This is a genomic window from Pseudomonas putida (assembly GCF_025905425.1).
Classification (GTDB): domain Bacteria; phylum Pseudomonadota; class Gammaproteobacteria; order Pseudomonadales; family Pseudomonadaceae; genus Aquipseudomonas; species Aquipseudomonas putida_AF.
The window spans coordinates 4,535,692-4,561,349 of the sequence record NZ_CP109603.1; the positions used below are offsets into that span (position 1 = coordinate 4,535,692).

At 62.2% G+C, this 25,658-nt stretch carries 28 protein-coding genes and 4 tRNA genes; 11 read left to right on the top strand and 21 right to left on the bottom strand.

What is annotated here, in order from left to right; translation table 11 throughout:
• Window positions 1–590 precede the first annotated feature (590 nt).
• The 3 genes from OGV19_RS20380 to OGV19_RS20390 form a co-directional block, all read right to left on the bottom strand.
• Window positions 591–1,913, bottom strand: a complete 1,323-nt coding sequence (locus tag OGV19_RS20380) for a tyrosine-type recombinase/integrase (RefSeq protein ID WP_264310386.1) — start codon at window positions 1,911–1,913, stop codon at window positions 591–593.
• A 161-nt stretch (window positions 1,914–2,074) separates the two neighbouring features.
• A tRNA-Thr gene (locus OGV19_RS20385) sits at window positions 2,075–2,150 on the bottom strand.
• A 70-nt stretch (window positions 2,151–2,220) separates the two neighbouring features.
• Window positions 2,221–2,631: a pilin gene (locus OGV19_RS20390; protein ID WP_264310387.1), complete on the bottom strand. Its 411-nt coding sequence runs from the start codon at window positions 2,629–2,631 to the stop codon at window positions 2,221–2,223.
• Between the two features lie 217 nt (window positions 2,632–2,848).
• On the opposite strand from OGV19_RS20390, the gene OGV19_RS20395 reads away from it, so the two are divergent.
• The 4 genes from OGV19_RS20395 to yacG are packed head-to-tail and all read left to right on the top strand — an operon-like array spanning window position 2,849 to window position 5,746.
• Window positions 2,849–4,057: a type II secretion system F family protein gene (locus OGV19_RS20395; RefSeq protein ID WP_264310388.1), complete on the top strand. Its 1,209-nt coding sequence runs from the start codon at window positions 2,849–2,851 to the stop codon at window positions 4,055–4,057.
• Between the two features lie 2 nt (window positions 4,058–4,059).
• Window positions 4,060–4,926 carry a prepilin peptidase gene (locus OGV19_RS20400; protein WP_264310389.1) on the top strand — a complete coding sequence of 289 codons (867 nt, stop codon included), beginning with the start codon at window positions 4,060–4,062 and terminating at the stop codon, window positions 4,924–4,926.
• Window positions 4,926–5,549 carry a dephospho-CoA kinase gene (gene coaE, locus OGV19_RS20405; protein ID WP_264310390.1) on the top strand — a complete coding sequence of 208 codons (624 nt, stop codon included), beginning with the start codon at window positions 4,926–4,928 and terminating at the stop codon, window positions 5,547–5,549. Before OGV19_RS20400 ends, coaE begins: the two co-directional genes overlap by 1 nt.
• The gene (gene yacG / locus OGV19_RS20410; protein ID WP_027594560.1) at window positions 5,546–5,746 is read left to right on the top strand and encodes a DNA gyrase inhibitor YacG; all 201 of its coding nucleotides are present in this window, start codon (window positions 5,546–5,548) and stop codon (window positions 5,744–5,746) included. The genes coaE and yacG overlap by 4 nt, the downstream gene beginning before the upstream one ends.
• A gap of 185 nt (window positions 5,747–5,931) precedes the next feature.
• Here yacG and OGV19_RS20415 read toward each other — a convergent pair whose 3' ends face one another.
• Entirely contained in the window at window positions 5,932–6,612 is a 681-nt protein-coding gene (locus OGV19_RS20415; RefSeq protein ID WP_264310391.1) for an energy-coupling factor ABC transporter permease, read from the bottom strand.
• Window positions 6,613–6,722: 110 nt separating this feature from the next.
• Between OGV19_RS20415 and OGV19_RS20420 the strand changes: the two genes are divergently transcribed.
• The 4 genes from OGV19_RS20420 to OGV19_RS20435 all read left to right on the top strand — a co-directional run bounded on the left by OGV19_RS20420 (window position 6,723) and on the right by OGV19_RS20435 (window position 9,525).
• Window positions 6,723–7,154: a hypothetical protein gene (locus OGV19_RS20420; protein WP_264310392.1), complete on the top strand. Its 432-nt coding sequence runs from the start codon at window positions 6,723–6,725 to the stop codon at window positions 7,152–7,154.
• Window positions 7,155–7,209: 55 nt separating this feature from the next.
• Window positions 7,210–7,839 carry a DUF1780 domain-containing protein gene (locus OGV19_RS20425; RefSeq protein ID WP_264310393.1) on the top strand — a complete coding sequence of 210 codons (630 nt, stop codon included), beginning with the start codon at window positions 7,210–7,212 and terminating at the stop codon, window positions 7,837–7,839.
• 132 nt (window positions 7,840–7,971) lie between these two features.
• Window positions 7,972–8,145 carry a DUF3094 family protein gene (locus OGV19_RS20430; protein WP_013970765.1) on the top strand — a complete coding sequence of 58 codons (174 nt, stop codon included), beginning with the start codon at window positions 7,972–7,974 and terminating at the stop codon, window positions 8,143–8,145.
• A gap of 84 nt (window positions 8,146–8,229) precedes the next feature.
• Window positions 8,230–9,525, top strand: a complete 1,296-nt coding sequence (locus tag OGV19_RS20435) for an NAD(P)/FAD-dependent oxidoreductase (RefSeq protein WP_264310394.1) — start codon at window positions 8,230–8,232, stop codon at window positions 9,523–9,525.
• Between the two features lie 194 nt (window positions 9,526–9,719).
• Here OGV19_RS20435 and OGV19_RS20440 read toward each other — a convergent pair.
• The 6 genes from OGV19_RS20440 to rluD all read right to left on the bottom strand — a co-directional run bounded on the left by OGV19_RS20440 (window position 9,720) and on the right by rluD (window position 14,819).
• A tRNA-Lys gene (locus tag OGV19_RS20440) sits at window positions 9,720–9,795 on the bottom strand.
• Window positions 9,796–9,801: 6 nt separating this feature from the next.
• Window positions 9,802–9,878 (bottom strand) — tRNA-Pro (locus OGV19_RS20445).
• Between the two features lie 4 nt (window positions 9,879–9,882).
• Window positions 9,883–9,958: transfer RNA gene (locus OGV19_RS20450), tRNA-Asn, on the bottom strand.
• Between the two features lie 423 nt (window positions 9,959–10,381).
• Window positions 10,382–12,946, bottom strand: a complete 2,565-nt coding sequence (gene clpB / locus OGV19_RS20455; protein ID WP_264310395.1) for an ATP-dependent chaperone ClpB — start codon at window positions 12,944–12,946, stop codon at window positions 10,382–10,384.
• Window positions 12,947–13,119: 173 nt separating this feature from the next.
• On the bottom strand, window positions 13,120–13,860 hold the full coding sequence (pgeF, locus tag OGV19_RS20460; RefSeq protein ID WP_264310396.1) for a peptidoglycan editing factor PgeF: 741 nt from the start codon (window positions 13,858–13,860) through the stop codon (window positions 13,120–13,122).
• Window positions 13,857–14,819, bottom strand: a complete 963-nt coding sequence (rluD, locus tag OGV19_RS20465) for a 23S rRNA pseudouridine(1911/1915/1917) synthase RluD (protein WP_027594565.1) — start codon at window positions 14,817–14,819, stop codon at window positions 13,857–13,859. The genes pgeF and rluD overlap by 4 nt, the downstream gene beginning before the upstream one ends.
• Window positions 14,820–14,966: 147 nt before the next feature.
• Between rluD and OGV19_RS20470 the strand changes: the two genes are divergently transcribed.
• Entirely contained in the window at window positions 14,967–15,986 is a 1,020-nt protein-coding gene (locus OGV19_RS20470) for an outer membrane protein assembly factor BamD (RefSeq protein ID WP_264310397.1), read from the top strand.
• A 94-nt stretch (window positions 15,987–16,080) separates the two neighbouring features.
• Window positions 16,081–16,311, top strand: coding sequence for a PP0621 family protein (locus OGV19_RS20475; protein WP_264310398.1), 231 nt, complete (start codon window positions 16,081–16,083; stop codon window positions 16,309–16,311).
• A gap of 129 nt (window positions 16,312–16,440) precedes the next feature.
• Here the strand turns inward: OGV19_RS20475 and thiO are convergent, their stop codons facing one another.
• The 6 genes from thiO to OGV19_RS20505 are packed head-to-tail and all read right to left on the bottom strand — an operon-like array spanning window position 16,441 to window position 19,454.
• Complete coding sequence (thiO, locus tag OGV19_RS20480; protein WP_264310399.1) at window positions 16,441–17,538, bottom strand: glycine oxidase ThiO; 1,098 nt, start codon at window positions 17,536–17,538, stop codon at window positions 16,441–16,443.
• A gap of 55 nt (window positions 17,539–17,593) precedes the next feature.
• Window positions 17,594–17,983, bottom strand: coding sequence for a type IV pilin protein (locus OGV19_RS20485; protein WP_264310400.1), 390 nt, complete (start codon window positions 17,981–17,983; stop codon window positions 17,594–17,596).
• A gap of 1 nt (window position 17,984) precedes the next feature.
• On the bottom strand, window positions 17,985–18,449 hold the full coding sequence (locus OGV19_RS20490; RefSeq protein ID WP_264310401.1) for a hypothetical protein: 465 nt from the start codon (window positions 18,447–18,449) through the stop codon (window positions 17,985–17,987).
• Entirely contained in the window at window positions 18,446–19,093 is a 648-nt protein-coding gene (locus OGV19_RS20495; protein ID WP_264310402.1) for a PilW family protein, read from the bottom strand. Before OGV19_RS20495 ends, OGV19_RS20490 begins: the two co-directional genes overlap by 4 nt.
• Entirely contained in the window at window positions 19,090–19,296 is a 207-nt protein-coding gene (locus tag OGV19_RS20500; RefSeq protein WP_264310403.1) for a prepilin-type N-terminal cleavage/methylation domain-containing protein, read from the bottom strand. Before OGV19_RS20500 ends, OGV19_RS20495 begins: the two co-directional genes overlap by 4 nt.
• A 32-nt stretch (window positions 19,297–19,328) precedes the next feature.
• The gene (locus OGV19_RS20505) at window positions 19,329–19,454 is read right to left on the bottom strand and encodes a hypothetical protein (RefSeq protein ID WP_264314020.1); all 126 of its coding nucleotides are present in this window, start codon (window positions 19,452–19,454) and stop codon (window positions 19,329–19,331) included.
• On the opposite strand from OGV19_RS20505, the gene OGV19_RS20510 reads away from it, so the two are divergent.
• A complete protein-coding gene (locus tag OGV19_RS20510; RefSeq protein WP_264310404.1) occupies window positions 19,405–19,887 on the top strand; it encodes a GspH/FimT family pseudopilin in 483 nt (160 codons plus the stop codon). The two genes, OGV19_RS20505 and OGV19_RS20510, sit on opposite strands and share 50 nt — an antisense overlap.
• Here the strand turns inward: OGV19_RS20510 and ispH are convergent, their stop codons facing one another.
• The 5 genes from ispH to ribF are packed head-to-tail and all read right to left on the bottom strand — an operon-like array spanning window position 19,888 to window position 25,566.
• Window positions 19,888–20,835, bottom strand: coding sequence for a 4-hydroxy-3-methylbut-2-enyl diphosphate reductase (gene ispH, locus OGV19_RS20515; RefSeq protein WP_264310405.1), 948 nt, complete (start codon window positions 20,833–20,835; stop codon window positions 19,888–19,890).
• Window positions 20,836–20,849: 14 nt separating this feature from the next.
• Window positions 20,850–21,287, bottom strand: coding sequence for an FKBP-type peptidyl-prolyl cis-trans isomerase (gene fkpB / locus OGV19_RS20520; protein WP_264310406.1), 438 nt, complete (start codon window positions 21,285–21,287; stop codon window positions 20,850–20,852).
• A complete protein-coding gene (gene lspA / locus OGV19_RS20525) occupies window positions 21,280–21,795 on the bottom strand; it encodes a signal peptidase II (protein WP_264310407.1) in 516 nt (171 codons plus the stop codon). Before lspA ends, fkpB begins: the two co-directional genes overlap by 8 nt.
• On the bottom strand, window positions 21,788–24,619 hold the full coding sequence (gene ileS, locus OGV19_RS20530; RefSeq protein WP_264310408.1) for an isoleucine--tRNA ligase: 2,832 nt from the start codon (window positions 24,617–24,619) through the stop codon (window positions 21,788–21,790). Before ileS ends, lspA begins: the two co-directional genes overlap by 8 nt.
• A complete protein-coding gene (ribF, locus tag OGV19_RS20535; protein ID WP_264310409.1) occupies window positions 24,616–25,566 on the bottom strand; it encodes a bifunctional riboflavin kinase/FAD synthetase in 951 nt (316 codons plus the stop codon). The genes ileS and ribF overlap by 4 nt, the downstream gene beginning before the upstream one ends.
• Window positions 25,567–25,658 lie beyond the last annotated feature (92 nt).

Here is a 25,658-nt window from a genome sequence, read left to right on the forward strand (position 1 = left end):
GCCTGCGGCACCATCATCTACATGGCTGTTGCTGGTGATATCGGCGTTTGTCACGCCAATTGTCACGAGGGGGAATGCCGCAAAGCCTTGTGCGATCAGGGCTGCAGCAGTTGTAGAAGTGCCCGTCTCTTTTCAGGAAAAGAGACGGGCACCAGTTGGCGCAAGATTCGGCCAAGCGGATAGGTTGCTGCAGGGCAGCGAGGTACAGTGTATCTGGCGCACGAGCGCTATATGTGTAAGAGCATCCATCACATGGGTAGTGACCGGGAGAGCTGCCGGATGCGAATCGCCCTTGGGGAGAACCACCGCGAGAGCGGCGTGACCTTGAAGGCTCGGGTCACCTGGGTGCTGTCAACGACAGCCTTTGCACTGTCTTTTCTACGCCCGCAATCCGAGAGGGTCAAGCGACTCGCCCGCGGGATTTTGCGGTTTAAAATGGCATTAAGCGTGTACGGAATCCGGTGGTTTCCAGTAGCCGATTGGGTGCTTTTGATTTTTTAGGTGAGGTCCATCCAAACAGGGCAGCTTTGCAGCCCTGTTTGGATGGACCCGCATGGAAAGCGGATCACCGAAATATCAAAGCCGTGCGCTCACTCGACTGCGCCACGCCTCGCTCTTAGGCTAGAAACGTTTGCCCCGGTCTGATTCGCGAACTCATGCGGCGAGATATGCTCCTGCCGGTTCGCGTCGAGATAACGGCTCCACCAGCTCATGATCATTCGCCGCTCCTCCAGGAACTCGGCCTTGTGGATATACGCCGCCCGAACGTTGTTGCGCTCCCTGTGGCTCATCTGCCGCTCAATAGCAGTCTCTGACCACAGTCCGGATTCGACCAAGGCACTGCACGCCATCGACCGGAAGCCATGCCCGCAGATTTCTGTCTTGGTGTCGTAGCCCATGTTCCGCAAAGCGCTGTTGACGGTGTTCTCGGACATAGGCTTCCACGAGCGAGCGTCACTGGTGAACACCAGATCAAAGTACCCCGTGATCGCATGAATCTTTTCGAGCAATGCCACTGCTTGCGGTGAAAGCGGGACAAGGTGGATGTCGCCCGCCATCTTCGTTCCTCTGGTTGAATACGGGACGCCATCCAATGCGGGCCGTGTGTCAGGTATCTCCCAGATACCGCGCTTCAGGTCGAACTCACTCCAACGTGCGAAGCGCAATTCGCTGGAGCGTACGAACACATGCAGCGACAGCATGACTGTCAGCCGAGTAAGCGTGCGTCCCTTGTAGTTCTCGATGCGATCCATCAACTCAGGCAGACGTGACAGTGGGAGTGCAGGCCGGTGCGTAACCCGTGGCGCGCTGATGAAGCCCTCAAGATCATATGCAGGGTTCACCGTGATCAGCCGCTGCCGCTTAGCCTCACGCATGATGCTCTGTAGGTAGTTTTGCACCCTCAAGGCCACATCGATAGTGCCGCGTTTTTTGATCTCTTCCAGCGGCTGCATGAGGTCGAAGGTATCCAGATCAACGATGGCGCGTGCGCCGAGCAGCGGGAATACGTGAGTCTTTAAGCGACTCAACACAGTCCTAGAATGGCCCGGCGCCCACTTCACGGACATTTCCTTATGCCAGTCCAAGGCAACACGTTCGAATGTGTGGCCTCTGACAACCGCCTCGGCCTTGGCCTGCTGCTTGGACGCAATCGGATCAATGCCCTCAGCCAGCATCCGCTTAGTCTCAAGACGCTTCTGCCGGGCATCTGCGAGACCGATGACGGGATAGTTGCCAAACGAGGTCAGCCCCTCTCGCCCATCCGGTTTCACATACCGGAAGCGCCAGCCTTTGCGGCCATTGGGGTAGACGAGGAGGTAAAGACCGTCACCGTCGAAAAGCTTGTAGGGGCGGTCAGTAGGTTTGGCCGAACGGCATGCGGTGTCGGTCAGGGGAGCAGTAGTACGAGCCATAAGGGTAAACCCCTTTATCGAATCGACTTTATCCCAAACGTTACCCCTAAATCGGCTGGCAGCTGCCGGGATCCGACGGAACGCCATAACGAAAAAACCCGCCAGAAGGCGGGTTCTACGGGGGTTCCAGAGATTTTGGTAGCTTTCGCTGGAACCTGAACTGGTGCCGGAGACAGGAATCGAACCTGCGACCTTCGCGTTACGAGTGCGCTGCTCTACCGACTGAGCTACACCGGCGTGTAGCGCAACGTACCACTGCCGCAGCCGTTACGCAAACCCCTGTTTCCCTTCGCTTATTCCCCTACCCTCACGCCCCTTTGCAACCCCGCGGCGCCAGGTCTTCCTCGATGTTGGTGGTGCAACTCCACCCGGTCGCGGTGCGGGTCAGGGTAATGGCTTTGCCAACCACTGTGGCCGGGGCATCGACCAGGGTGCATTCAATCTTCCCGGTGCCATCAGCAGCCTTGCCTTCAGCCGTAATCGCGCAATGCGCCGTTGCCGGCTGCCCGCCCAGCGACCCTACATCCAGCACGTCCTTGCCTTCGTTCAAGCGCAGGTCCATGAGGGGCTTGAGTGACGAGATCTCCAACAGCCCGGCCGCCGCCTTGGTGCGGGACTGGTGGTTGGTGTACATCGGTATGGCGATGGTCGCCAGAATGCCAATGATCGCGACGACGATCATCAGTTCGATCAGGGTGATACCGCGTTGCCCTTTCATGAACGTTTTCCTTGTTTATACGCATACACATTTGGGGTCACTCTCGACCCCAGGCTGGCAGCGGCGCAGTAGGCCTGAACAGACACCTTTTGTCACCCCTCCCCGCCTGGGCGTCACCTTCGCTGAACTACTCTAGTGAGCATCAGGGAAGCACGCCCTCTCATGGGCACGGCAAGCTGTTTCCAAGCTTGTCGCTCGGGCAAAAAAGGACCTTTGCATGAACCATTCGATACGCCTCTACACCTGGCAGGGCACCGACGCCAATGGCCTAGCTGTTAACGGGCAGACGCCTGGGCGCAGCCCGGCTTATGTGCGCGCGGGGTTGCTGCGCCAGGGCATTCTGGTGGCCAGCTTGCGGCCGGCCGGTGGCCTGGTGTGGCGGTGGCCGAAGCGGCCTGAGAAAACCGACTCGGCGGGCTTCAGCCGGCAACTGGCGACCTTGCTCAAAGCCGGGGTGCCGCTGCTGCAGGCGTTCGAGGTGATGGGGCGCAGTGGGTGTGATGCGGGGCAGGCGGCGTTGCTGGTGCGATTGAAACAGGATGTGGCGTCGGGGCTGGGGCTGGCGGATGCGCTGCAGCGCCACCCGGGGTGGTTCGATACGTTGTACTGCAACTTGGTGCGGGTGGGTGAACAGTCCGGCACGCTCGATCGGCAGCTTGAGCAGTTGGCGGGGATGCTGGAGCAGCGTTTGGCCCTGCACAAGAAGGTGCGCAAGGCGATGATCTATCCGCTGCTGTTGTTGTTGACCGGGCTGGGGGTTTCGGCGGTTTTGTTACTGGAGGTGATCCCGCAGTTTCAGAATCTGTTCGCGGGGTTTGATACGGCGCTGCCGGCTTTCACGCAGTGGGTCATCGACTTGTCCACAGGGCTGGGGCGTTATGCGCCGCTGTTGCTGATCAGTATGGCGCTGCTGGGTTTGGCGGGGCGCCAGCTCTACCGCCAGCATGCGCCGGCGCGCCTGTGGATATCTCAGCGGGTGCTGGGCCTGCCGGTGTTCGGCAAGCTTTTGGCGCAGGCGGCGATGGCGCGCTTTGCGCGCAGCCTGGCTACGTCGTATGCCGCTGGGGTGCCGCTGCTGGATGCCATGGGGACGGTGGCCAAGGTGAGTGGTGGCGAGCTGCATGAGCAGGCGATTTTGCGGTTACGCCAAGGCATGGCCAATGGGCAGGGGCTGAACCAGGCGATGGCAGCCGAGCCGCTGTTCCCGCCGCTGCTGGTGCAGCTGGTGGCCATTGGTGAGTCCAGTGGCACGCTGGACACGATGCTGGAAAAAGCCGCCAGCCATTACGAAGAACAGGTCAGCCAGGCGCTGGAGCAGTTGACCAGCCTGCTGGAGCCCGCCATCGTGCTGATCCTGGGCCTGTTGGTTGGCGGCCTGGTGGTGGCGATGTACCTGCCGATCTTCCAGCTGGGTAGTTTGATCTGAACATGACTTTATGGACCTTCCTGGCAATGCAGCCGGCTTACTTCATCATCCTGGCGACGGTGCTCGGGCTGTTGGTGGGCAGTTTTCTCAATGTGGTGGTGTATCGCCTGCCGATCATGCTGGACCGCCAGTGGCAGCGTGAGGCACAAGAAGTGCTGGGGTTGCCGGTGGCCGAGCACGCGCGTTTCGACCTGTGCCTGCCGGCCTCGCAGTGCACGCAGTGCGGGCATCGGATTCGGGCGTGGGAAAACGTCCCGGTCCTCAGCTACTTGACGTTGCGCGGGCGCTGTTCTGCCTGCAAACACCGCATCAGCGCGCGTTACCCGTTGGTCGAGTTGGGCTGTGCGCTGCTGTCGATGGTGGTGGCCTGGCGCTGCGGGGCCAGCGTCGAGGCATTGACGCTTCTGCCGCTGACGTGGGGGTTGCTGGCCCTGAGCCTGATTGACTATGACCAACAACTGCTGCCCGACGCTATCGTGCTGCCAGGGCTCTGGCTTGGGTTGATCGTCAATTATTTCGGGGTAGTGGTGCCCTTGCCCGATGCGGTGTGCGGCGCCGTGGTCGGCTACCTCACCCTGTGGACGGTGTACTGGCTGTTCAAACTGGTGACCGGCAAAGAAGGCATGGGCTATGGCGATTTCAAGCTGTTGGCACTGATCGGCGCCTGGGGTGGCTGGCAGGTGCTGCCGCTGACATTGCTGCTGTCGTCGGTGGTGGGGGCGTTGGTGGGCGTGTGTCTGCTGCGTGTACGCAAGCATTCCATCGGTACCGCCATGCCGTTTGGCCCTTATCTGGCCATTGCGGGGTGGATTGCCGTGCTCTGGGGTGATGAAATATACGCCTCTTACATGCAACTGCTTGGATTCTGATGACCACTGCAGCTTTCACCCCCTGGATTCTCGGCCTGACCGGCGGCATCGGCAGCGGCAAGAGCGCCGCCGCCGAGCGCTTCGTCGAGCTTGGCGTGCACCTGGTCGATGCCGACCAGGCCGCGCGTTGGGTGGTTGAGCCTGGTCGCCCGGCGCTGGCGAGTATTGTCGAGCGCTTCGGCCCCGGCGTGCTGCTGGACGACGGCCAGCTCGACCGCGCCGCCTTGCGCCAGCTGATTTTCGCCGACCCCGCCCAGCGCCAATGGCTGGAAGCGCTGCTGCACCCGCTGATCGGGCAGGAAATCTTTAGCTACCTGGCCAAGGCGCAATCGCCTTATGCCGTGTATGTGTCACCCTTGCTGATCGAGTCTGGCCAGTATCGCAAGACCCAACGCGTGTTGGTGATCGATGCACCGCAGGCGTTGCAGGTGCAACGCACCCTGCAACGGGACAACACCAGCCCTGAGCAGGTGCAGGCCATTCTGCAGGCCCAGTTGGCCCGCGACGAGCGCCTGCGCCATGCCGACGATGTAGTGGTCAATGACCGCGACCTTGCCGCGTTGCACGAGCAGATCGACCGTCTGCATCACTTTTACCTGACTTTACGAGGAGGCCAGCCATGAGCCAGCCATTGACCGTCGATTGCCCGACCTGTGGCGCACCTGTGGAATGGAACGAGAAAAGCGCGTTCCGGCCGTTTTGCTCTGATCGCTGCAAGCTGATCGACCTGGGGGCCTGGGCGGCCGAGGAGCACAAGATCGCGGGTTCGGAAGAGTCCGAAGATGAGCTGTATTCCGGGGACCTGGAGCCGCGGCACTAAGCTGATCCCTGGGTTGCTGTGAGGCCCATTCGCGGGCAAGGCCAGCTTCCACAAGAAGACAGTTGCTCCCACATGATTTGCGCAGACCCAACAGTTAGCGCCACACCTGTGGGAGCTGGCTTGCCGGCGATGAAGCCGGAACAAGCAACAGAAGCCAGTTACTGCCACAGGGGCCTCACCACCACTCACTGGTCATCCTTCCACGGCGCCTGCAGGTACCGCGTGCGGTTGAACGTTTCCAGCCACTCCGGGCAAAACACCACCAGCGCACTGATCACCATGCCGTTGATGAACGCCTCGGGGAACATCATCAGCCACAGGTAGCCCACAAAATCACTCAGCCACTCGGGCATGGCAAAACGCCCGTCCAGCCACAAAATCCCCAACCCGGCCAACACACACACCAGCACCGTCAGCGCCGCCGGAAAAAACCCTGAACAAAAGATATACACAAACAGGTTTCGCGGTTGCGCGCGCTCGACCGCGAGGGCGCACAGTTCGGTAATCAGCACCGGCAAGCCAATCAACAGCAGGCCGTTGACGCCTAAAGCCGCCAGGTCCTGGCGCCCCAGCGCCAGCAACCCCAGCTGCGCAAGAAAGCCCCCCAGCACCGCCAGCGGCCAGTCCAGCAGCAGAGTGACGGCCGTCATGCCAATGAAGTGATACGACACGCCGGTGTCAAAATCGCGCCTGACCAGCCACAGGGCAAACAGGCAGAACACCGTACCAAACAGCAGATGCTGACGACGCCGGTCGCTGAACAGCTCCACCCAGCGGGCGCGGCTGGCGGCCCAGAGCAACAGTGGCACGTAACCAAGCCAGCCCAGCGTGAGGCTGGTGCTGGACAACACCTGTGCACTGATCACCTGACGAATACCCCTCTCTCCCCTGTGGACAAAAGTGAGTCTACACCCATTCTCCGTTTCATCCGGCTGCTGTAGGCTGGCGCCTCCCCGCAATGCAGGACGCATTCAAAATGTCGGAAGGAATCAACCTCACCCTGCTGCTCGCAGCAGTGCTCAACGCTGTGATCGGCCTTTTGCACCTGGCTATTATCGTGGTCGGCCCGCGTTGGTACCGCTTGTTCGGTGCAGGCGAGCGTATGGCTGTGGCGGCGGAAAAAGGGCGTTGGTATCCGGCACTGATTACAGCGGCCATCGCAGTGGTGTTGCTGATCTGGTCGGCTTACGCACTGTCCGCTGCTGGCCTTATCGGACGCCTGCCGTTGCTGGTTCCGGCCATCTGCCTGATCACCCTGGTCTACCTGGCGCGGGGGCTGCTTGGGCCGTGGCTGTTGGCTGGCACCGGACGTACGCGGCGCTTTATCGTGGTCAGCTCGCTGATCTGCCTGGGGTTTGGCTTGGTGCATCTACTGGGTGTGGTGCAGCAATGGCCGGTGCTGGGCTGATTTCTACGCACAAACAGCATCTTACCGTCATCGATTAGCGTCTAAGCTTGTCTGCATGGATGACTCAGACTACCTGCGCCTGCTTACCATCCAGGCCGAACAAGCCAATGCCTTTCTCTCCAATGCACGCAAATGGGAGCGTGAGCGTTGGGTATGCCAACGCCTACTGCAAGGGTTGAACATTCCCTACCGCAGCGAAGACTTCACCCCGGCCGGGCAGGAGCCGCCGGACGTGCTGTTCCGCGATGCGGCATTCGAGGTGTTTTTCGTACTGGACGAAGGCCGTCGCCTGAACGATGAGTGGCGCGAAGAGCTGCAACGCCGGCGCAGCGCGTTTTCCCTGGCCCAACTGGTGCGCCGCGAGGCACGCCCGCGGCGGATCAGTGCCACCGAACTGCTGGTGCGCCTGGCCCCGACCTTGCGCAAGAAGGCGCACAACTATAGGGAACGTGGGCTGGAGCTGAACGAGCTGGACATCATCGCGTTCGCCAGCCTCAAGCGCGAAGTGCTCGACCTCAACACCCACTTCCCGCCGCCCACCGAATACCTGCGCCAGGGTTGGCGCTCGCTGTCGCTGGTCGGCCCGACATTCGCCCGTGTGTTGTTCGCCCATCCCGATGCGCCAGACTTCCTGCGCGCCAACCTGGGGCGCAGCATTGTCTTCGATGTAGGCATCAGTCTTTGATCCAGTGCCGAGAGTCTTTGCGATGGCGTACACTCGGCGCCAGAGATAGAAAGCATTATCATTTGTTTCAAGCGCTTGCCTGAACGCTGTAGCGTTTGCGCAGTCACAAACGTCTATCTGACGAGGCCCACCATGACCAGCCGCCTGAATCCAGAAGATCAGCGTCGTGTCGATGAGTATCTACGCGCCCCCCAGCACCAAGTCGAGCGCAGGCCCTTCCGGCCATGGCTGCTCCTTGTACTGGTGGTGGCCGTGACCATTGGTCTGGGCCTCATAAGCCGCCTGTTGAGTGGACTGGTGCTATGAGCTGCCTCGCGCTCGCCCTCCCCTCATACCGTGTGCGGCCGGCCCCCAGGGCCACGAATTCCGTAAACCTTATGAGATATCCCCATGACTCATCGCATCGTGATTGTCGGCGGCGGCGCCGGCGGCCTGGAACTGGCGACCCGCCTGGGTAAAAGCCTGGGCAAGCGCAAGCACGCCGACATCACCCTGGTCGACGCCAACCTGACACACATCTGGAAGCCGCTGCTGCACGAAGTGGCGGCCGGCTCGCTGAACTCCTCGGAAGATGAACTGAACTACGTGGCCCAGGCCAAGTGGAATCACTTCAACTTCCAGTTGGGGCGCATGAGCGGCCTGGACCGTGAAGGCAAGCAGATCCAACTGGCCGCCACCCTCGATGAAGAGGGCCGCGAGTTGGTGCCTGCGCGCACCCTGAGCTACGACACCCTGGTCATCGCCGTGGGCAGCAACACCAACGACTTCGGCACCCTGGGCGCGGCGCAGCACTGCCTGTTCCTGGATACCCGCAAGCAGGCCGAGCGCTTCCACCAGCAACTGCTCAACCACTACCTGCGCGCCCACGCCGGTGATGTGGCCAGCGAGAAAATCAGCGTGGCCATCGTCGGCGCCGGTGCCACTGGCGTGGAGCTTGCGGCCGAGTTGCACCACGCCGCGCACGAGCTGGCAGCCTATGGCCTGGACCGCATCCAGCCCAAGGACATGCACATCACCCTGATCGAGGCGGGCCCACGGGTTTTGCCTGCACTGCCTGAGCGCATCAGCGTACCGGTGCACAAGACCCTGGAAAAACTTGGGGTGAAGGTGATGACCAATGCGGCGGTCAGCGAAGTGACCGAGGATGGGATGAAAACCAAGGACGGTGAAGTGATCCAGGCCAGCCTCAAGGTGTGGGCGGCCGGTATCCGTGCGCCGGGCTTCCTCAAGGACATCGATGGCCTGGAAACCAACCGCATCAACCAGCTGGTGGTGCGCCCTACCCTGCAGACCACCCGCGATGACAACATCTTTGCCTTCGGTGACTGCGCCGCGTGCCCGCAACCGGGTAGCGATCGCAACGTGCCGCCACGGGCGCAGGCTGCACATCAACAGGCGTCGATGCTGGCGCAAAGCCTGAAGGCGCGGCTGGAGAACAAGGCGCTGCCGACTTACGCGTACAAGGACTACGGTTCGTTGGTGTCACTGTCGCGCTTCTCGGCGGTGGGTAACCTGATGGGCAACCTGATGGGGAGCGTGAAGCTGGAGGGCTGGTTGGCGCGAATGTTCTATGTGTCGCTGTACCGGATGCACCAGATGGCGCTGTACGGGTTCTTCCGCACGGCGATGATGATGCTGGGTAGCAAGATTGGGCGCGGTACAGAGCCGCGGTTGAAGCTGCACTGAGGAATGCTGGGGGGCGCTTTGCGCCCCTTTCGCGGCACAAGGCCGCTCCCACAAGAGCCCACCATTTCAGATGATTGCGGTTCCTGTGGGAGCGGCCTTGTGCCGCGAAAGGCCTGCACAGCAGGCCCAGAGATTGTTCAGATAAAACCGAGACAAAAGAAAAAGGGCATCTCAGTCGAGATGCCCTCTTTACATGGTGGGTCGTGTAGGATTCGAACCTACGACCAATTGGTTAAAAGCCAACTGCTCTACCAACTGAGCTAACGACCCTGAAAATGGTCGGGGTGAGGGGATTCGAACTCCTGACATCCTGCTCCCAAAGCAGGCGCGCTACCGGACTGCGCTACACCCCGAGATTGGCTCCGCGACCTGGACTCGAACCAGGGACCCAATGATTAACAGTCATTTGCTCTACCGACTGAGCTATCGCGGAACTGAACTTCGGTACATCTTTACTGCTTCGAAGTCTGTGTTAGCTTCGAACTCTTTAGCTTCTTCGCTTTCGCTTTGTCGCTGCTGAGGCCGGCTATTCTACATTCTTCGTTTTGCTTGTCAACCACTTTTTTTCATTCAACTTACTGATTTCTAAGTTGTTTTGCTAACACCGATGTTCCTGGTGATTCGCTTAGTGCCTGACAACGCGGCGTATATTAGGGGCACTCTTAAATCTGCGCAAGCGTTTTTTTCAAAAATTTCAGCAAGTTATGAAAAAAACTGGCGAGGCCCCGATTTTACGGGGTTTGGGCGGGTCTCTTCGCGGGTAAACCCGCTCCTACAGGGCTCTATGTTGGCTGCAGAAACGCTGCGCCCATAAAAAAGCCCCGCAGATGCGGGGCTAGTTTTTGCAGCGGTGGGATCAGGCAAACACGATTTCTTCGCCTTCTACCTCGGCAGTGATCGCCGAACCCGGCATGAATTTGCCGGCCAGGATCATTTGCGCCAGCGGGTTCTCGATCCAGCGCTGAATCGCACGCTTCAGTGGCCGTGCGCCATACACCGGGTCGTAACCCACCGCGATCAGCTTGTCCAACGCCTCAGGGCTCAAGCTAAGCGACAGTTCGCGCTCCAGCAGGCGGCTACGCAGGCGGCCCAGCTGGATCTCGGTGATGCCGGCGATCTGGTCACGGCCCAATGGCTCGAACACCACCACTTCGTCGACCCGGTTGATGAACTCCGGACGGAAGTGCGAACCCACCGCATCCATCACCGCCGCACGCTGTGCCTCACGATCACCGACCAGTTCCTGGATCTGCGCGGAGCCCAGGTTGGAGGTCATCACGATCACCGTGTTGCGGAAGTCCACGGTACGGCCGTGGCTGTCAGTCAATCGGCCATCCTCAAGCACCTGCAGCAGCACGTTGAACACGTCCGGGTGCGCCTTCTCCACCTCGTCGAGCAGCACCACCGAATAAGGCTTGCGCCGTACCGCTTCGGTCAGGTAACCGCCCTCCTCGTACCCTACATAGCCTGGCGGTGCGCCGATCAGGCGAGCCACGGAGTGCTTCTCCATGAACTCGGACATGTCGATGCGCACCATCGCCTCTTCCGTGTCGAACAGGAACTCGGCCAAGGCCTTGCACAGCTCGGTCTTACCCACACCGGTCGGGCCGAGGAACATGAACGAACCACTTGGCCGGTTCGGGTCGGACAACCCGGCGCGGGAGCGGCGTACGGCGTTGGCCACGGCGGTGACGGCTTCGTGCTGACCGATCACGCGCTGGTGCAGCAAGTCTTCCATCTTCAGCAGCTTCTCGCGCTCGCCTTCGAGCATCTTGGCAACCGGGATGCCGGTCCACTTGGACACCACTTCGGCAATCTCTTCCTCGGTGACCTTGTTGCGCAGCAGCTGGTTTTCCGACTTGCCGTGCTGGTCGACCATCTGCAGGCTGCGCTCCAGGTCCGGGATTACCCCGTACTGCAGCTCGGCCATGCGGCTCAGGTCGCCTTTACGACGGGCGGCTTCCAGCTCCTGGCGGGCCTGCTCGATCTTTTGCTGAATCTGCGCCGAGCCTTGCACTTCGGCTTTCTCGGATGCCCAGATCTCTTCGAGGTCGGAATACTCACGCTCCAGCCGCTCGATTTCCTCGTGCAGTTTTTCCAGGCGCTTCTTCGCGGCTTCGTCTTCTTCTTTCTTCAGTGCCTGGGATTCCACCTTCAACTGGATCAGGCGACGGTCCAGACGGTCGAGCACCTCGGGCTTGGAGTCGATTTCCATCCGAATGCGGCTGGCCGCTTCGTCGATCAGGTCAATGGCCTTGTCCGGCAACTGGCGGTCAGTGATGTAGCGATGGCTGAGCTTGGCCGCCGCAATAATCGCGCCGTCGGTGATGGCCACCTTGTGGTGCACTTCGTAGCGTTCTTTCAGGCCGCGCAGGATGGCGATGGTGTCTTCCTCGCTCGGCTCCTCCACCAGTACCTTCTGGAAGCGCCGCTCCAGGGCGGCGTCCTTCTCGATGTACTGGCGGTACTCGTTGAGCGTGGTGGCGCCAACGCAGTGCAGCTCACCACGGGCCAGGGCCGGCTTGAGCATGTTGCCCGCGTCCATGGCGCCCTCGCCTTTACCGGCGCCGACCATGGTGTGCAGTTCGTCGATGAACAGGATGATCTGGCCTTCCTGCTTGGACAGCTCGTTAAGCAGCGACTTCAGGCGCTCTTCGAACTCGCCACGGTACTTGGCACCGGCGATCAGGGCCCCCATGTCCAGCGCCAGCAGGCGCTTGCCTTTAAGGCCGTCGGGCACTTCGCCGTTGATGATGCGCTGGGCCAGGCCTTCGGCGATGGCGGTTTTACCCACGCCAGGTTCACCGATCAGCACCGGGTTGTTCTTGGTACGCCGTTGCAGCACCTGCACGGTACGGCGGATTTCGTCGTCGCGGCCGATCACCGGGTCGAGCTTGCCCTCTTCGGCACGCTTGGTCAGGTCGACCGTGTACTTGTCCAGGGCCTGGCGCGACTCTTCGGCGTTGGGGTCGTTGACCGCCGCGCCGCCACGCAGGTTATTGATGGCGTTTTCCAGGGCCTTCTTGGTCACGCCCTGGCTCAACAGCAGCTTGCCGAGCTTGCTGTTCTCGTCCATGGCGGCGAGCAGCACCAGCTCGCTGGAGATGAACTGGTCGCCCTTCTGCTGGGCCAGGCGGTCGGCCTGGTTGAGCAGGCGCGCCAGGTCCTGGGACATGTTCACGTCGCCAGTGGGGTTCTGGATTTTCGGCAGTTGGTCGAGTTCTTTCACCAGTGCCTGACGCAGGCTGTTGATGTCGAAGCCGACCTGCATCAGCAGCGGCTTGATCGACCCGCCCTGCTGTTCAATCAGTGCCTGCACCAGGTGCAGGGGCTCGATGGCAGGGTGGTCCATGCCTACGGCGAGGGACTGAGCGTCGGATATGGCTAATTGAAGCTTGCTGGTTAAACGGTCTATTCGCATGGGAGTACCTTCCTGTTAGGGCAGGTCGGAGCGATGGACAGCGCCTTTAATGAAGAAACCTGCCAGAGATGACCAATAGATAAGGGTGATTCTGGAAGATTCAAGCGTAGCGGGGTTGACCGGGGTCAGCCTTTGGAATGCTGGGGGCGCTGTGCGGCCCCAGTTTCTTGAATTCAGCGAGGCTGCAGCCACACCAGTGAAGCAAACCGCCCACCCTGCGGTGTACGGCGATAGGAGAAGAACCGCTGATCGCTGACCGTGCAAAAGCCACCGCCATAAACGGCAGTAACGCCACGGGCAGCCAGGCGAATTCGCGCCAGCGCATAGATGTCGGCCATCAGCTTGCCCGGCTGCGCGCCCTCGACAAAGGCATTGGCGGCCTCCGGGTGCACGGCGGTAAAGGCATCACGCACTTCCAGCCCCACTTCGAACGCCTGCGGGCCAATGGCCGGCCCCAACCAGACCAATACCTCTTCAGGTGGCAGGGCCAAACGGTCGAGGGTGGCTTCCAGCACCCCGCCCGCCAACCCGCGCCAGCCGGCGTGGGCGGCGGCCACACGGGTACCGGCTCGGTCACAGAACAGCGCGGGGAGGCAATCGGCAGTCATCACAGTACAGGCAATGCCAGGCTGGTCGGTCCAGCTGGCGTCGGCCTCGGCCACCACGGCCGGGTCGGCATCCGCCACCACCAGGCCATGCACTTGCTTGAGCCAGGCAGGCTGGATCGCGAACTCGTCGCTCAGACGGCGGCGGTTCTCGGCAACCGCGACTGGGTCATCACCGACGTGATCACCCAGGTTGAACGCTTCATAGGGCGGCAGGCTGACGCCGCCCTGACGCGTGGTGACACAAGCGCGAACCGAGGCCGGGGCCGGCCAGTCAGGAAACAGCAGCGCCTGCGTCAGACCCTTCATCCGATAAAGCTCTCGCGGTCTTCGTTCAACAACGTCAGCAACCAGAGGAAGTCATCCGGCAACGGCGATTCCCACTTCATGACTTCACCGGTAATCGGGTGGGCCAACGCGAGGAAACGCGCATGCAGCGCCTGACGCGGGAAGGTCTTGACCGCCTCGACCATGGTTGGGCTGGCAGCCGGCGGAATGCGGAAGCGCCCACCGTACGTCTGGTCGCCGACCAGTGGGAAACCAACATGGGCCATGTGCACACGAATCTGGTGGGTCCGGCCGGTTTCCAGCTTGACCCGCACGTGGGTGTGCGAGCGGAAGCGCTTGAGCACACGGTAGTGGCTGACCGCCGGTTTGCCGCCGTCGGTGACCGCCATGCGCTGGCGCATGCCGCCGTGGCGACCGATCGGGGCGTCGATCTTGCCGCCGGAGGTCACCACACCAATCACGATGCACTCATAGATGCGGCTGACTTTGCGACTTTGCATTTGCTCGACCAGCCTGGTCTGCGCTTGCAAGGTCTTGGCCACCACCATCAGACCGGTGGTGTCCTTGTCCAGGCGGTGGACAATACCGGCGCGCGGCACATTGATGATGTCTGGCACGTGGTGCAGCAGTGCATTGAGCAAGGTACCGCTGGCATGGCCGGCGGCCGGGTGCACAACCAGCCCGGCAGGCTTGTTGATCACCATGATATGGTCGTCTTCGTAGACGATATCCAGCTCGATGTCTTCTGCGATCCACTCGCCCTGGGCCTCTTGTTCGGCCTCCAGGACAAGCACAGAGCCACCATAGACGGTGTCTCGAGGGCGCACCACGGCACCATCGACCGTCAGGCGGCCCTCTTTGATCCACGTAGTAAGCCGCGAACGCGAGTACTCGGCGAACAATTGGGCGGCGACCTGGTCGAGGCGTTGACCGCCCAGATCGGACGGTACCTCTGCGCTAAGTTGAATGATCTCGGACATGCTCGATTCGGCGGGCGCACAGCCTTTGGTTTCGGCTGCGAGCTTGTGGTTAAATACGGCTTCTTTTGTCCCGGGGTTGGCCGGGGCGCTCATCATAACAGGACGGCACCGCCCAAGACAGCGGCCGTCAAAGGGACGCAAGCCGCCATGCGAGTGAAACACCTGCTGCTGATCGCCATCCTCGGGCTTACCGCGGCCTGTTCCTCTAATAAGGAAGTCATTGACGAGAACCTCAGCGAAGCCGAGCTTTACCAGCAGGCTCAGGCTGACCTGGACAATTCCAGCTACACCAGCGCCGTGAACAAGCTCAAGGCCCTGGAATCGCGCTACCCGTTCGGCCGCTACGCCGACCAGGCGCAGCTCGAGCTGATCTACGCCAACTACAAGAACACCGAGCCGGAGGCCGCCAAGTCCGCCGCCGAGCGTTTCATCCGCCTGCACCCGCAGCACCCGAACGTCGACTACGCCTACTACCTCAAGGGCCTGACGTCGTTTGACCAGGACCGTGGCTTGCTGGCGCGCTTCCTGCCGCTGGACATGACCAAGCGTGACCCGGGTGCCGCCCGCGACTCGTACAACGAGTTCGCCCAGCTGACCAGCCGCTTCCCGAACAGCCGCTACGCGCCGGACGCCAAGCAGCGCATGATCTACCTGCGCAACCTGCTGGCCTCCTACGAAATCCACGTGGCCGACTACTACCTGGGCCGCCAGGCTTATGTAGCAGCCGCCAACCGTGGCCGCTACGTGGTCGAAAACTTCCAGGAAACGCCGTCGGTCGGCGACGGCCTGGCGATCATGGTCGAGGCGTACCAGAAGATGCACCTGGACGAGCCGGCTGCCACCAGCCTGGAAACCCTCAAGCTCAACTACCCTGACCACCCAAGCCTGGTCGATGGCGAATTCCAGCCCAAGCAGACCGAGTCTGATGGCCGTGGCTGGCTGTCCAAGGCGACCCTGGGCTTGATCGAAACCGAGACCCCGTTGCCACCGGGCGAGACCCGCGCCAACCAGGACGTGGTCAAGCAGTTCCAGGACGCTCGCGCCGAGATGCCGCAAGAGCTGCTGCCGAAGGACGAAAATGGCGATGTGATCCTGCCGGAAGGCCCGAAAGAAGCCGAGCAGGACCGTTCGTGGTTCAGCTACATGACCTTTGGCCTGTTTGACTGAGTGTGTGGATAAATAGAAAGGGAGGCCTGAGGCCTCCCTTTTTTATTGACTGCGCCCTAGACTGTCGCCTTCTTCATTCGACAAGCTGGACACCATGGTTCGCCTACTTTTCTGGATCGCCCTGATCGCCGCCGCGTTCTGGCTGTGGCGCAAGTTCAAGATCAGCCAGCAATCGCACTCTGAGCCGAAGCTCGACGACCCGCTGAAGATGGTGCGCTGCGCCCATTGCGGCGTGCACCTGCCTAATGACCGGGCGTTGAAGCTGGGCAAGGATTGGTATTGCAGCCAAGCGCACCTTGAACAGGGGCCGGGGCAATCGCGCTGAGGCGGGATTCGGTGAAGGGGGGCGCTGCGCGCCCCAATCGCGACGCAAGGCCGCGCCTACATGCACAGCGTAATCGCCGGTAGGAGCGGCCTTGTGTCGCGAAAGGCCCGCAAAGCGGGCCCGGCACTCTCAGCCCAAACGCCCTGCCGGCGCATACGGCGCCGGGTCGATAATCGGCTCAGCCCCGATCAGCAAATCGACAAACAGCTGGCAAGACGCTGGCGCCAGCACCAGGCCATTGCGGTAATGCCCGCAATTGAGCCACAACCCTTCATGCCCAGGCACTGGCCCTATGTACGGGATGCCTTCCGGCGAGCCAGGTCGCAGCCCCGCCCAATGCCCCACCACCGTGGCCTGTGCCAGCTCCGGCAGCAGCTCGACCGCCGAAGCCTTGAGGCTCTCCAGCGCCTGCTCGGTTGGGGTCTTGTCGTAGCCGGCATGCTCCAGCGTACTGCCCACTAGAATGTGCCCGTCGCGGCGCGGAATCGCGTAGCGCCCCTTCGCCAGTACCATGCTCGGCAAGAAGTCTTCGGCACACTTGAACAGAATCATCTGGCCCTTCACCGGCTCCACCGGCAGCTCCAGGCCAAGCGTGCGCAGCAGGTCGCCGCTCCAGGCACCTGCGCTCAATACCACTTCATCGGCATCGATCACGCCGTCTGCCGTCTGCACGCCGGTGACGCGCTCACCCTCATGGCGGAAGCCAGTGACCTGGCAGTGTTCACGCAGGCTCACGTTAGGGAGCGCCAGCAAGGCCGCTTTGAGCGACTTCACCAAGCGCGGATTGCGCACGTTGGCCACGCCCGCCATGTAGATGGCGCGCTTGAAACCAGGCCCCAGCACCGGCACCGCGTCATAGGCGGCCGAGATATCTACAGCACTGAGCGGGCGCCGCTCGCGCTCGGCCCAGGCCAGCGCCTCGGCTTCATCGTCCAGGTCCAGCCAATACAGCCCGGTGGTATGCACCTGCGGATCGATGCCCGTAGCAGCGAACAGGTGCTCGCCCAGCTGTGGATAAAAATCCTGGGACCAGTGCGCCAGGGCGGTTACCGCCGGGCTGTAGCGCCATGGGTACAACGGCGAGACGATGCCGCCACCGGCCCAGGACGACTCGCGGCCGACCTCACCTTGGTCGCAGACCACTACCTGACCGACGTTCGCCGCCAGGTTGAACGCCGTCAGCAGGCCAATAACCCCACCGCCGACCACCACTACTTGCTTGCTCATCTGTCGATCCAAACACCTGAAGTAAAACCGCGATGCGCCGGGCATCATTCATGCTTCAGCTTCCCCAACACTGCTCGCTGCCGTCCAGGCGGCCCGGATTGCTGCGCACGCCGCTTTGATCAAGCTGAAAATCACCGCAGCGATCATCGGCCATCAGGCCATTGGGCAGCCGCCTCGCGCTCAGCGTGAAGGTATCGCTGCCACGTTGGGCCTGCAGGCTGTAATGACGGTTGGCAGTGGGCAATGCCAGCTCGCCCTCGGCGTATTGGCCCGTGCGCACGCGGTGGCGCTCCAGGCGCAAGGCGGCGTCATGCAGCAAGCCAACCACTTCGCTGCGTGCGGCTCGCTTGAGCTGGTCGCTGTAACTGGGGTAGGCAATGGCTGCCAGAATGCCGGTCACGGCCACGACAATCAACAATTCGATCAGGCTCAGGCCTTGCTGCATGTCAGGGTTCCCTCAATCTTTGTCGCCAGAGGATGCGCCGCACCTCACCGCCCGACAGGGCATACACCGCTTCCAGTACATGCCGCGACTCGGCTTGCCGGCTGACGGCAGTCACCCTGAACAAGGTGGCCTGCTGGCCCTCGGGCAAGTGCACGACGCGCTCGCTTGTGCCAAGGTTCTGCACGTGGAAGAAGCCGCTTTCGCTGCCCTGCCAACCGCCCTGCAAGGCGTGCGGGCGTTGTGGTGGTTGGCAGGGCTTGCACACCGGGGGCGTTGCCTGCGGTAGCTGCGCAGCAGCCAGCAGCAGTGTCTGTTCGGCTTGCTCAAGTGCCTTGAGCCCATCACGCCAGTAGCCGGTCATGCGTGTTTCCACCAACGCATCGCGCAGGGCCGAGGCCGCGAGCAGGCCAAGCAGCGCGCTCAGTACCAGCGCTAACAGCAACACCACGCCGCGTTGGCGCTTCATAACTCGGCCACTGGGTTGCGCAGCGCCACACTCAGCACATGCTGCTGTTCGATGCCCAGGGTGGGTTCGTATAGGGTCAAGTGCACATCCACCCGCCCGCCTTGCGGTGTCTCGACAAGCGCCACACGCATCTCGCGCACATGGTCGACCAACGGTTGCGGGCTACCTCGTCGCCGGAACTTCAACGTGCCCTCCTCCAGTACATAGACGTGCCGGCTGATAGGGAACGCCAACAGCTGTCCGCTACTTTCAGCTCGTCCCTTGTACACGTGGGCCTCGTCAGTGCAGTTGGTCAGCAGCGTCCAGCCTGGAGCACCGGTATGCCCAGGCAGCTCAGCAACCACCAGGCTCAGGCTGGTGGGGCCTACTTGCAGTGGGTGGGCGAAGGCTTGGCGCGCTGCCGGGTCTTTGAAATCGCCGGGCTGCAAGCGCAGGCAACCGAACATGCCGGCCATGCGAATGTCCTGGGCCATGCGTTGCAAGGCCAACCGGGCATCACCCTGCAGCCGTGCGGCCACACCCTGCAGACGCCAGGTTTCATGGGCAGACACAAACAGCTGGCTGGCCGCTGCCAGCAGCAGCAAACCGATGGCGAGCGCCAGCACCACTTCGAGCAAGCCAAAACCGCGCTGTGCGTGGTTCATCGCTGCACCTGCCGCTCGCCTGCTGCCCTGGTTTGCTCTCGCTGTGTGTGCACCAACAAGGCGGCCTGCGCGTCGTGCCGTGCGGCCTCGGTTGCCTGCAATGCGCGCACCTGCAGGGCTGCTGCGGCAAACATGCCCACGGCCACCACCACCATGGCCAGCAGTACCTCCAGAAGCGTCATGCCCCGTTCCATCGTTCGCATCCCTGCGCCCCTACGACTTTTCCTGCAGCTGATTACTCGCCGGGCGACTGGATCAATTGCCCTGCGACGTTGAAGCTGAAGCGAAGCACTTCCAGGGAGAAATGCACGGTGCGGCAACAGGGTGCAACACTGATACAAATGATGTTGGCGCTGGCCATGGCGGCCGTTCTGACACAGCTGGGGATGCCTGCCTACACTGGCATCTCTGACGACTTACACAGCGCAGCCGCAGCACGAGACCTCGCGCAGGCGCTGCGCAGTGCGCGCAGCCACGCATTGCTGCAAGGCCAGGCGGTGCTGGTGCAACCCATAGAAGGCGATTGGGGAAAGGGGTGGCGTGCGGTGCTTGAGCACAATCAGCAGGTGCTGCGTGAACACCGTTTGTCGCGACCGCTGAAAATTGCCCACAACACCCGGGGGCAAGTGAGGTTCAGTGCATTGGGGGTTCCGCTGGGGCTCAACAATGCAACCCTGGAAATATGCGAGCGCTCCTCCCCCACCGGCCAGCATCACGTAGTGCTGTCAACCAGCGGCAGGGTCAGCCTGCGCACGGGTGAGCCCGAGAGGGGCTCACTGTGCGCACGTGCCTGATCAGATCAGCGAACGAACCCGCAGCTCTTTAGGCATCGAGAACGTGATGTTCTCCTCGCGCCCATCGAGCTCTTCGGCGCCAGAAGCGCCCCACGCCTTGAGCTGCTCGATCACGCCACGCACCAGCACTTCCGGTGCAGAAGCGCCCGCAGTGATGCCGATGCGGGCCGCGTCACCAAACCAGCTGCGCTGCAGGTCCTCGGCACCATCGATCAGGTACGCAGGGGTACCCATGCGCTCGGCCAGTTCACGCAGGCGGTTGGAGTTGGAGCTGTTCGGGCTGCCGACCACCAGTACCACGTCACATTCGCCGGCCAGTTGCTTGACGGCATCCTGGCGGTTCTGGGTGGCGTAGCAGATGTCGTCCTTGCGCGGGCCACCGATGTTCGGGAAGCGCGCACGCAGGGCATCGATGACACGGCTGGTGTCATCCATCGACAGCGTGGTCTGGGTCACGAAGGCCAAGTGGTCCGGGTCGCGCACCTGCAGCTTGGCGACATCCTGCTCGTCTTCGACGAGGTAGATGGCGCCGCCGTTGCTGGCGTCGTACTGCCCCATGGTGCCTTCGACTTCAGGGTGCCCTGCGTGGCCGATGAGGATGCATTCACGGCCGTCGCGGCTGTACTTGGCCACCTCAATGTGCACCTTGGTGACCAGCGGGCAGGTGGCATCGAACACCTTCAGACCACGCCCGGCCGCTTCCTGGCGCACGGCCTGGGAAACACCGTGGGCGCTGAAGATGACGATGACGTCGTCAGGTACCTGCTCCAGCTCTTCGACGAAGATGGCACCGCGGTTGCGCAGGTCTTCGACCACGAACTTGTTGTGCACCACTTCGTGACGCACGTAGATCGGCGGGCCAAAGACTTCCAGGGCACGGTTGACGATCTCGATCGCCCGGTCGACCCCCGCGCAAAAACCGCGAGGGTTGGCGAGTTTGATTTGCATGCTCGGCTCCAGGCTTACAAGGCCTTCACGTCGAGGATCTGCACCTCGAAGCTCAGGGTCTTGCCAGCCAGTGGGTGATTGAAGTCGATGGTCACTTGCGCGTCATCGAACGCCTTGACCACGCCCGGCAGCTCGGCGTTGGCGGCGTCATTGAAGATCACCAACAGGCCTTCGGACAACTCCATGTCGGTGAACTGCGAACGCGGCATCACTTGCACATTCTGCGGGTTCGGCTGGCCGAAGGCGCTCTCAGGGGCCACAGTGACGGTGCGCTTGTCGCCGGCCTTGAAGCCGAACAGCGCGGCTTCGAAACCTGGCAACAGGTTGCCATCACCGACTTTGAACACGGCTGGCGACTTGTCGAAGGTGCTGTCGACAGTATCGCCGTTTTCCAGGTGCAGCGCGAAGTGCAAGGTGACTTCAGTGTTCTGGCCAATACGGATGTCAGTCATGGACAGGCTCCTCGGACTTCTTGCTCTTGAACATATCCAGCGCCAGCATTACCGCGCCAACGCAAATCGCACTGTCGGCCAGGTTGAAGGCCGGGAAGTAATGGCGGTTCTGCCAGTGCACCAGGATGAAATCGACTACGTGGCCAAGCACGATGCGGTCGTACAGGTTCCCCAGCGCACCACCCAGCACCAGCGCCAGCGCGATGGCCAGCCAGGTCTCGCTGCGCCCAAGGCGCTTGAGCCAGACCACCAGCACCGCACTGACCACCACGGCGATCACGGCAAACAGCCAGCGCTGCCAGCCGGCGCCATCGGCGAGGAAGCTGAAAGCCGCCCCGGTGTTGTAGGCCAGGGTCCAGCTGAAGTAGTCCGGGATGACCACGATCTGCTGGTACAGGCTCAATTTGCCTTCGAAGTAAACCTTGGTGACCTGGTCAAGGACCAGGACCACCAGGCTCAGCCAGAGCCAGGCAAGGCGCCCGAAGCGCCCCGCTGCAGGGTTAGGCATAGTGGCGCACCTCACCCGAACCGCTCAGGTTGTCGACGCAACGGCTGCAGATTTCCGGGTGCTCCGGGTGGCTGCCGACGTCGGCGCGGAAGTGCCAGCAGCGGCCGCACTTGGCGTGACCGGACTTGACCACTTTCAGCTTGAGGCCTTCGACTTCGGTCGCCACGGCGTCAGCCGGTGCCTGCACAAACGGCACCACGCTGGCAGCCGAGGTGATCAGCACGAAGCGCAGCTCGTCGCCCAGCTTGCTCAGGTCGGCGCTCAGGCCTTCCTCGGCGTACAGGGTAACTTCGGCCTGCAGGTTGCCGCCGATGACCTTGGCGGTACGCTGGTTTTCCAGCTCCTTGTTGACCGATGCCTTGACCGCCATGACGCGATCCCAGTAGGCACGGTCCAGCTCGATGCCTTCTGGCAGCTCGCTCAGGCCCTGGTACCAGCCGTTGAGCATCACCGACTCGTTGCGCTCGCCCGGCAGGTACTGCCAGATTTCGTCGGCGGTGAAGGACAGGATCGGCGCGATCCAGCGCACCAGCGCCTCACTGATGTGGTACAGCGCGGACTGGCACGAACGGCGGGCGACACTGTTGGCGCCGGTGGTGTACTGGCGGTCCTTGATGATGTCGAGGTAGAAGCCACCCAGCTCCTGCACGCAGAAGTTGTGGATCTTCGAGTAGACGTTCCAGAAACGGTACTCGCTGTAGTGCTCTTCCAGCTCGCGCTGCAGCAGCAGCGTGCGGTCCACTGCCCAACGGTCCAGGGCCAGCATGTCCTCTGGGGCCAGCAGGTCGCGGGCCGGGTCGAAGCCGGACAGGTTGGAGAGCAGGAAGCGCGCGGTGTTGCGGATACGGCGGTAGGCGTCAGCGCTGCGCTGCAGGATCTGCTCGGAAACGGCCATTTCACCGGAGTAGTCGGTGGCCGAAACCCACAGGCGCAGGATGTCGGCACCCAGGGTGTTGTTGACCTTTTCCGGCTCGATGGTGTTGCCCAGCGACTTGGACATCTTGCGGCCGTTCTCGTCCACGGTGAAGCCGTGGGTCAGCAGCTCGCGGTACGGCGCGTGGTTGTCGACGGCGCAACCGGTCAGCAAGGACGAGTGGAACCAACCGCGGTGCTGGTCGGAGCCTTCCAGGTACAGGTCGGCGACCGGACCGGTGGCGTGGCCGATGTCGTGCGAGCCACGCAGCACGTGCCAGTGGGTGGTACCGGAGTCGAACCACACGTCCAGGGTGTCGGTGATCTTGTCGTACTGGCCGGCTTCGTCGCCGAGCAGTTCAGTGGCGTCCAGCTTGAACCAGGCCTCGATACCCTCTTGTTCGACGCGCTTGGCCACCGCCTCCATCAGTTCGACGGTACGCGGGTGCAGCTCGCCGGTCTGCTTGTGCAGGAAGAACGGGATCGGCACGCCCCAGTTGCGCTGACGCGAGATGCACCAGTCCGGGCGGTTGGCGATCATCGAGTGCAGGCGCGCCTGGCCCCAGGCCGGGACGAACTTGGTATCTTCGATGGCCTTGAGCGCGCGCTCACGCAGCGGCTCGCCGGTGGTTGGCTGCTTGTCCATGCCGACGAACCACTGCGCGGTGGCGCGGTAGATCAGCGGGGTCTTGTGGCGCCAGCAGTGCATGTAGCTGTGGCTGATGGTTTCGGTATGCATCAGCGCACCGACTTCGCTCAGCTTCTCGACGATGGCCGGGTTGGCCTTCCAGATGAACTGGCCGCCGAAGAATTCCAGTGACTCGACGTACACACCGTTGCTCTGCACCGGGGTGAGGATGTCGTCGTTGACCATGCCGTAGCGCTTGCAGGTGACGAAGTCGTCTTCACCGTAGGCAGGCGCGGAGTGAACCACACCGGTACCGGCGCCCAGCTCGACGTAGTCTGCCAGGTAGAGTGGCGACAGGCGGTCGTAGAACGGGTGGCGGAAGTTGATCAGCTCCAGGGCCGAACCCTGGGCGGTGGCGATGACCGAGCCTTCCAGGTTGTAGCGCTTGAGGCACGACTCGACCAGCTCTTCGGCCAGCACCAGCAGGCGCTCGCCGGTATCGACCAGGGCGTACTTGAACTCCGGGTGGATGTTCAGCGCCTGGTTGGCGGGGATGGTCCACGGGGTGGTGGTCCAGATCACGATGGCGGCGGGCTTGGCCAGCGAGGCCAGGCCAAAGGCGGCGGCCAGCTTGTCGGCGTCGGCGACCGGGAAGGCCACATCGATGGTCTGGGATTTTTTGTCGGCGTATTCAACCTCGGCTTCAGCCAGGGCCGAGCCGCAATCGAAGCACCAGTTCACAGGCTTGAGGCCCTTGAACACGAAGCCTTGCTTGACCATCTCGGCCAGGGCACGGATCTCACCGGCCTCGTTGGCGAAGTTCATGGTCTTGTACGGGTTGTCCCAGTCACCCAGCACACCCAGGCGGATGAACTCGGTCTTCTGCCCTTCGATCTGCTCGGCGGCGTATTCGCGGCACAGCTCACGGGTGCGGTCGGCCGACAGGTGCTTGCCATGGGTGACTTCGACCTTGTGCTCGATCGGCAGGCCGTGGCAGTCCCAACCCGGCACGTACGGCGCGTCGAAACCCGACAGGGTCTTGGAGCGGACGATCATGTCCTTGAGAATCTTGTTCAGCGCATGACCGATGTGAATCTTGCCGTTGGCATAGGGCGGGCCGTCGTGCAGGACGAACTTCGGACGATCCTTGCCAATTTCGCGCAGCTTCTGGTACAGGCCAATGCTGTCCCAGCGCTGCAGGATCTGCGGTTCGCGCTGAGGCAGGCCGGCCTTCATGGGGAAGGCGGTGTCCGGAAGGTTAAGCGTGGCTTTGTAGTCGGTCATTTCAGGCTCTTCGTTAGCGGTTGAGCGTGCCAATGTGCACGTGCGGCGGCGATGTCCGCGTCGATCGCCGACTTCAGCGCCTCCAGGGAGGCGAATCGCTGCTCTTCACGCAGCTTGTGGTGGAACTCCACCGTCAGACGCCGGCCATACAGGTCGCCGGCATAATCCAGAAGATGAATCTCCAGGTGCGGGCGCCCATCACCGGCAACGGTGGGGCGCACGCCGATATTGCCGACACCCGGCCAGGCCTTGCCGTCGATTTCGATGCTGGCCAGGTAAACCCCGGACAGCGGCACGCGGCGGCGCTTGAGCTGGATGTTGGCGGTGGGCGTGCCGAGTTGGCGCGCCAGTTTCTGGCCGTGCAGGACGCGGCCAGTGATACGGTACGGGCGGCCCAGCAGGTGCTCGGCCAGTTCGAAGTTACCTTCGGACAAGGCCTTGCGCACTTCGGTGCTGCTGACCCGCAAACCGTCTTGGATCACGGTGTTGGCGGCTTCGACGGTAAACCCGTACTTGTCGCCCGCCTCGACCAGGAAGGCAAAATCGCCCGCGCGGTCGCAGCCAAAGCGGAAGTCGTCGCCCACTTCAAGGTGACGCACGCCCAGGCCGTCTACCAGGATGGCTTTGACAAATTCATCGGCGCCAAGCTTGCTCAGGCGTTGGTTGAACGCCAGGCACAGCACCCGGTCGATACCCTCGGCGGCCAGCAGTTCGACCTTGTCACGCAACCGTGCCAGACGCGCCGGCGCGGTATCGGGGGCAAAGTATTCGCGCGGCTGTGGCTCGAAGATCACCACGCAAGTCGGCAGGCCAAGTGCCTGGCCGCGCTCACGCAGACGCGCCAGGATTGCCTGGTGGCCACGGTGAACCCCGTCGAAGTTGCCAATGGTGGCGACACAGCCCCGGTGCTCGGGGCGCAGGTTGTGAAGACCTCGAACCAGCTGCATAACGCGCTTCTTGCTCATAAAGTGGCCGATTATAACCACACCCGAGCGCCGGTGACAGGCAGCAGCGCCCGGGTGTGGCGTGGAATGCGAAA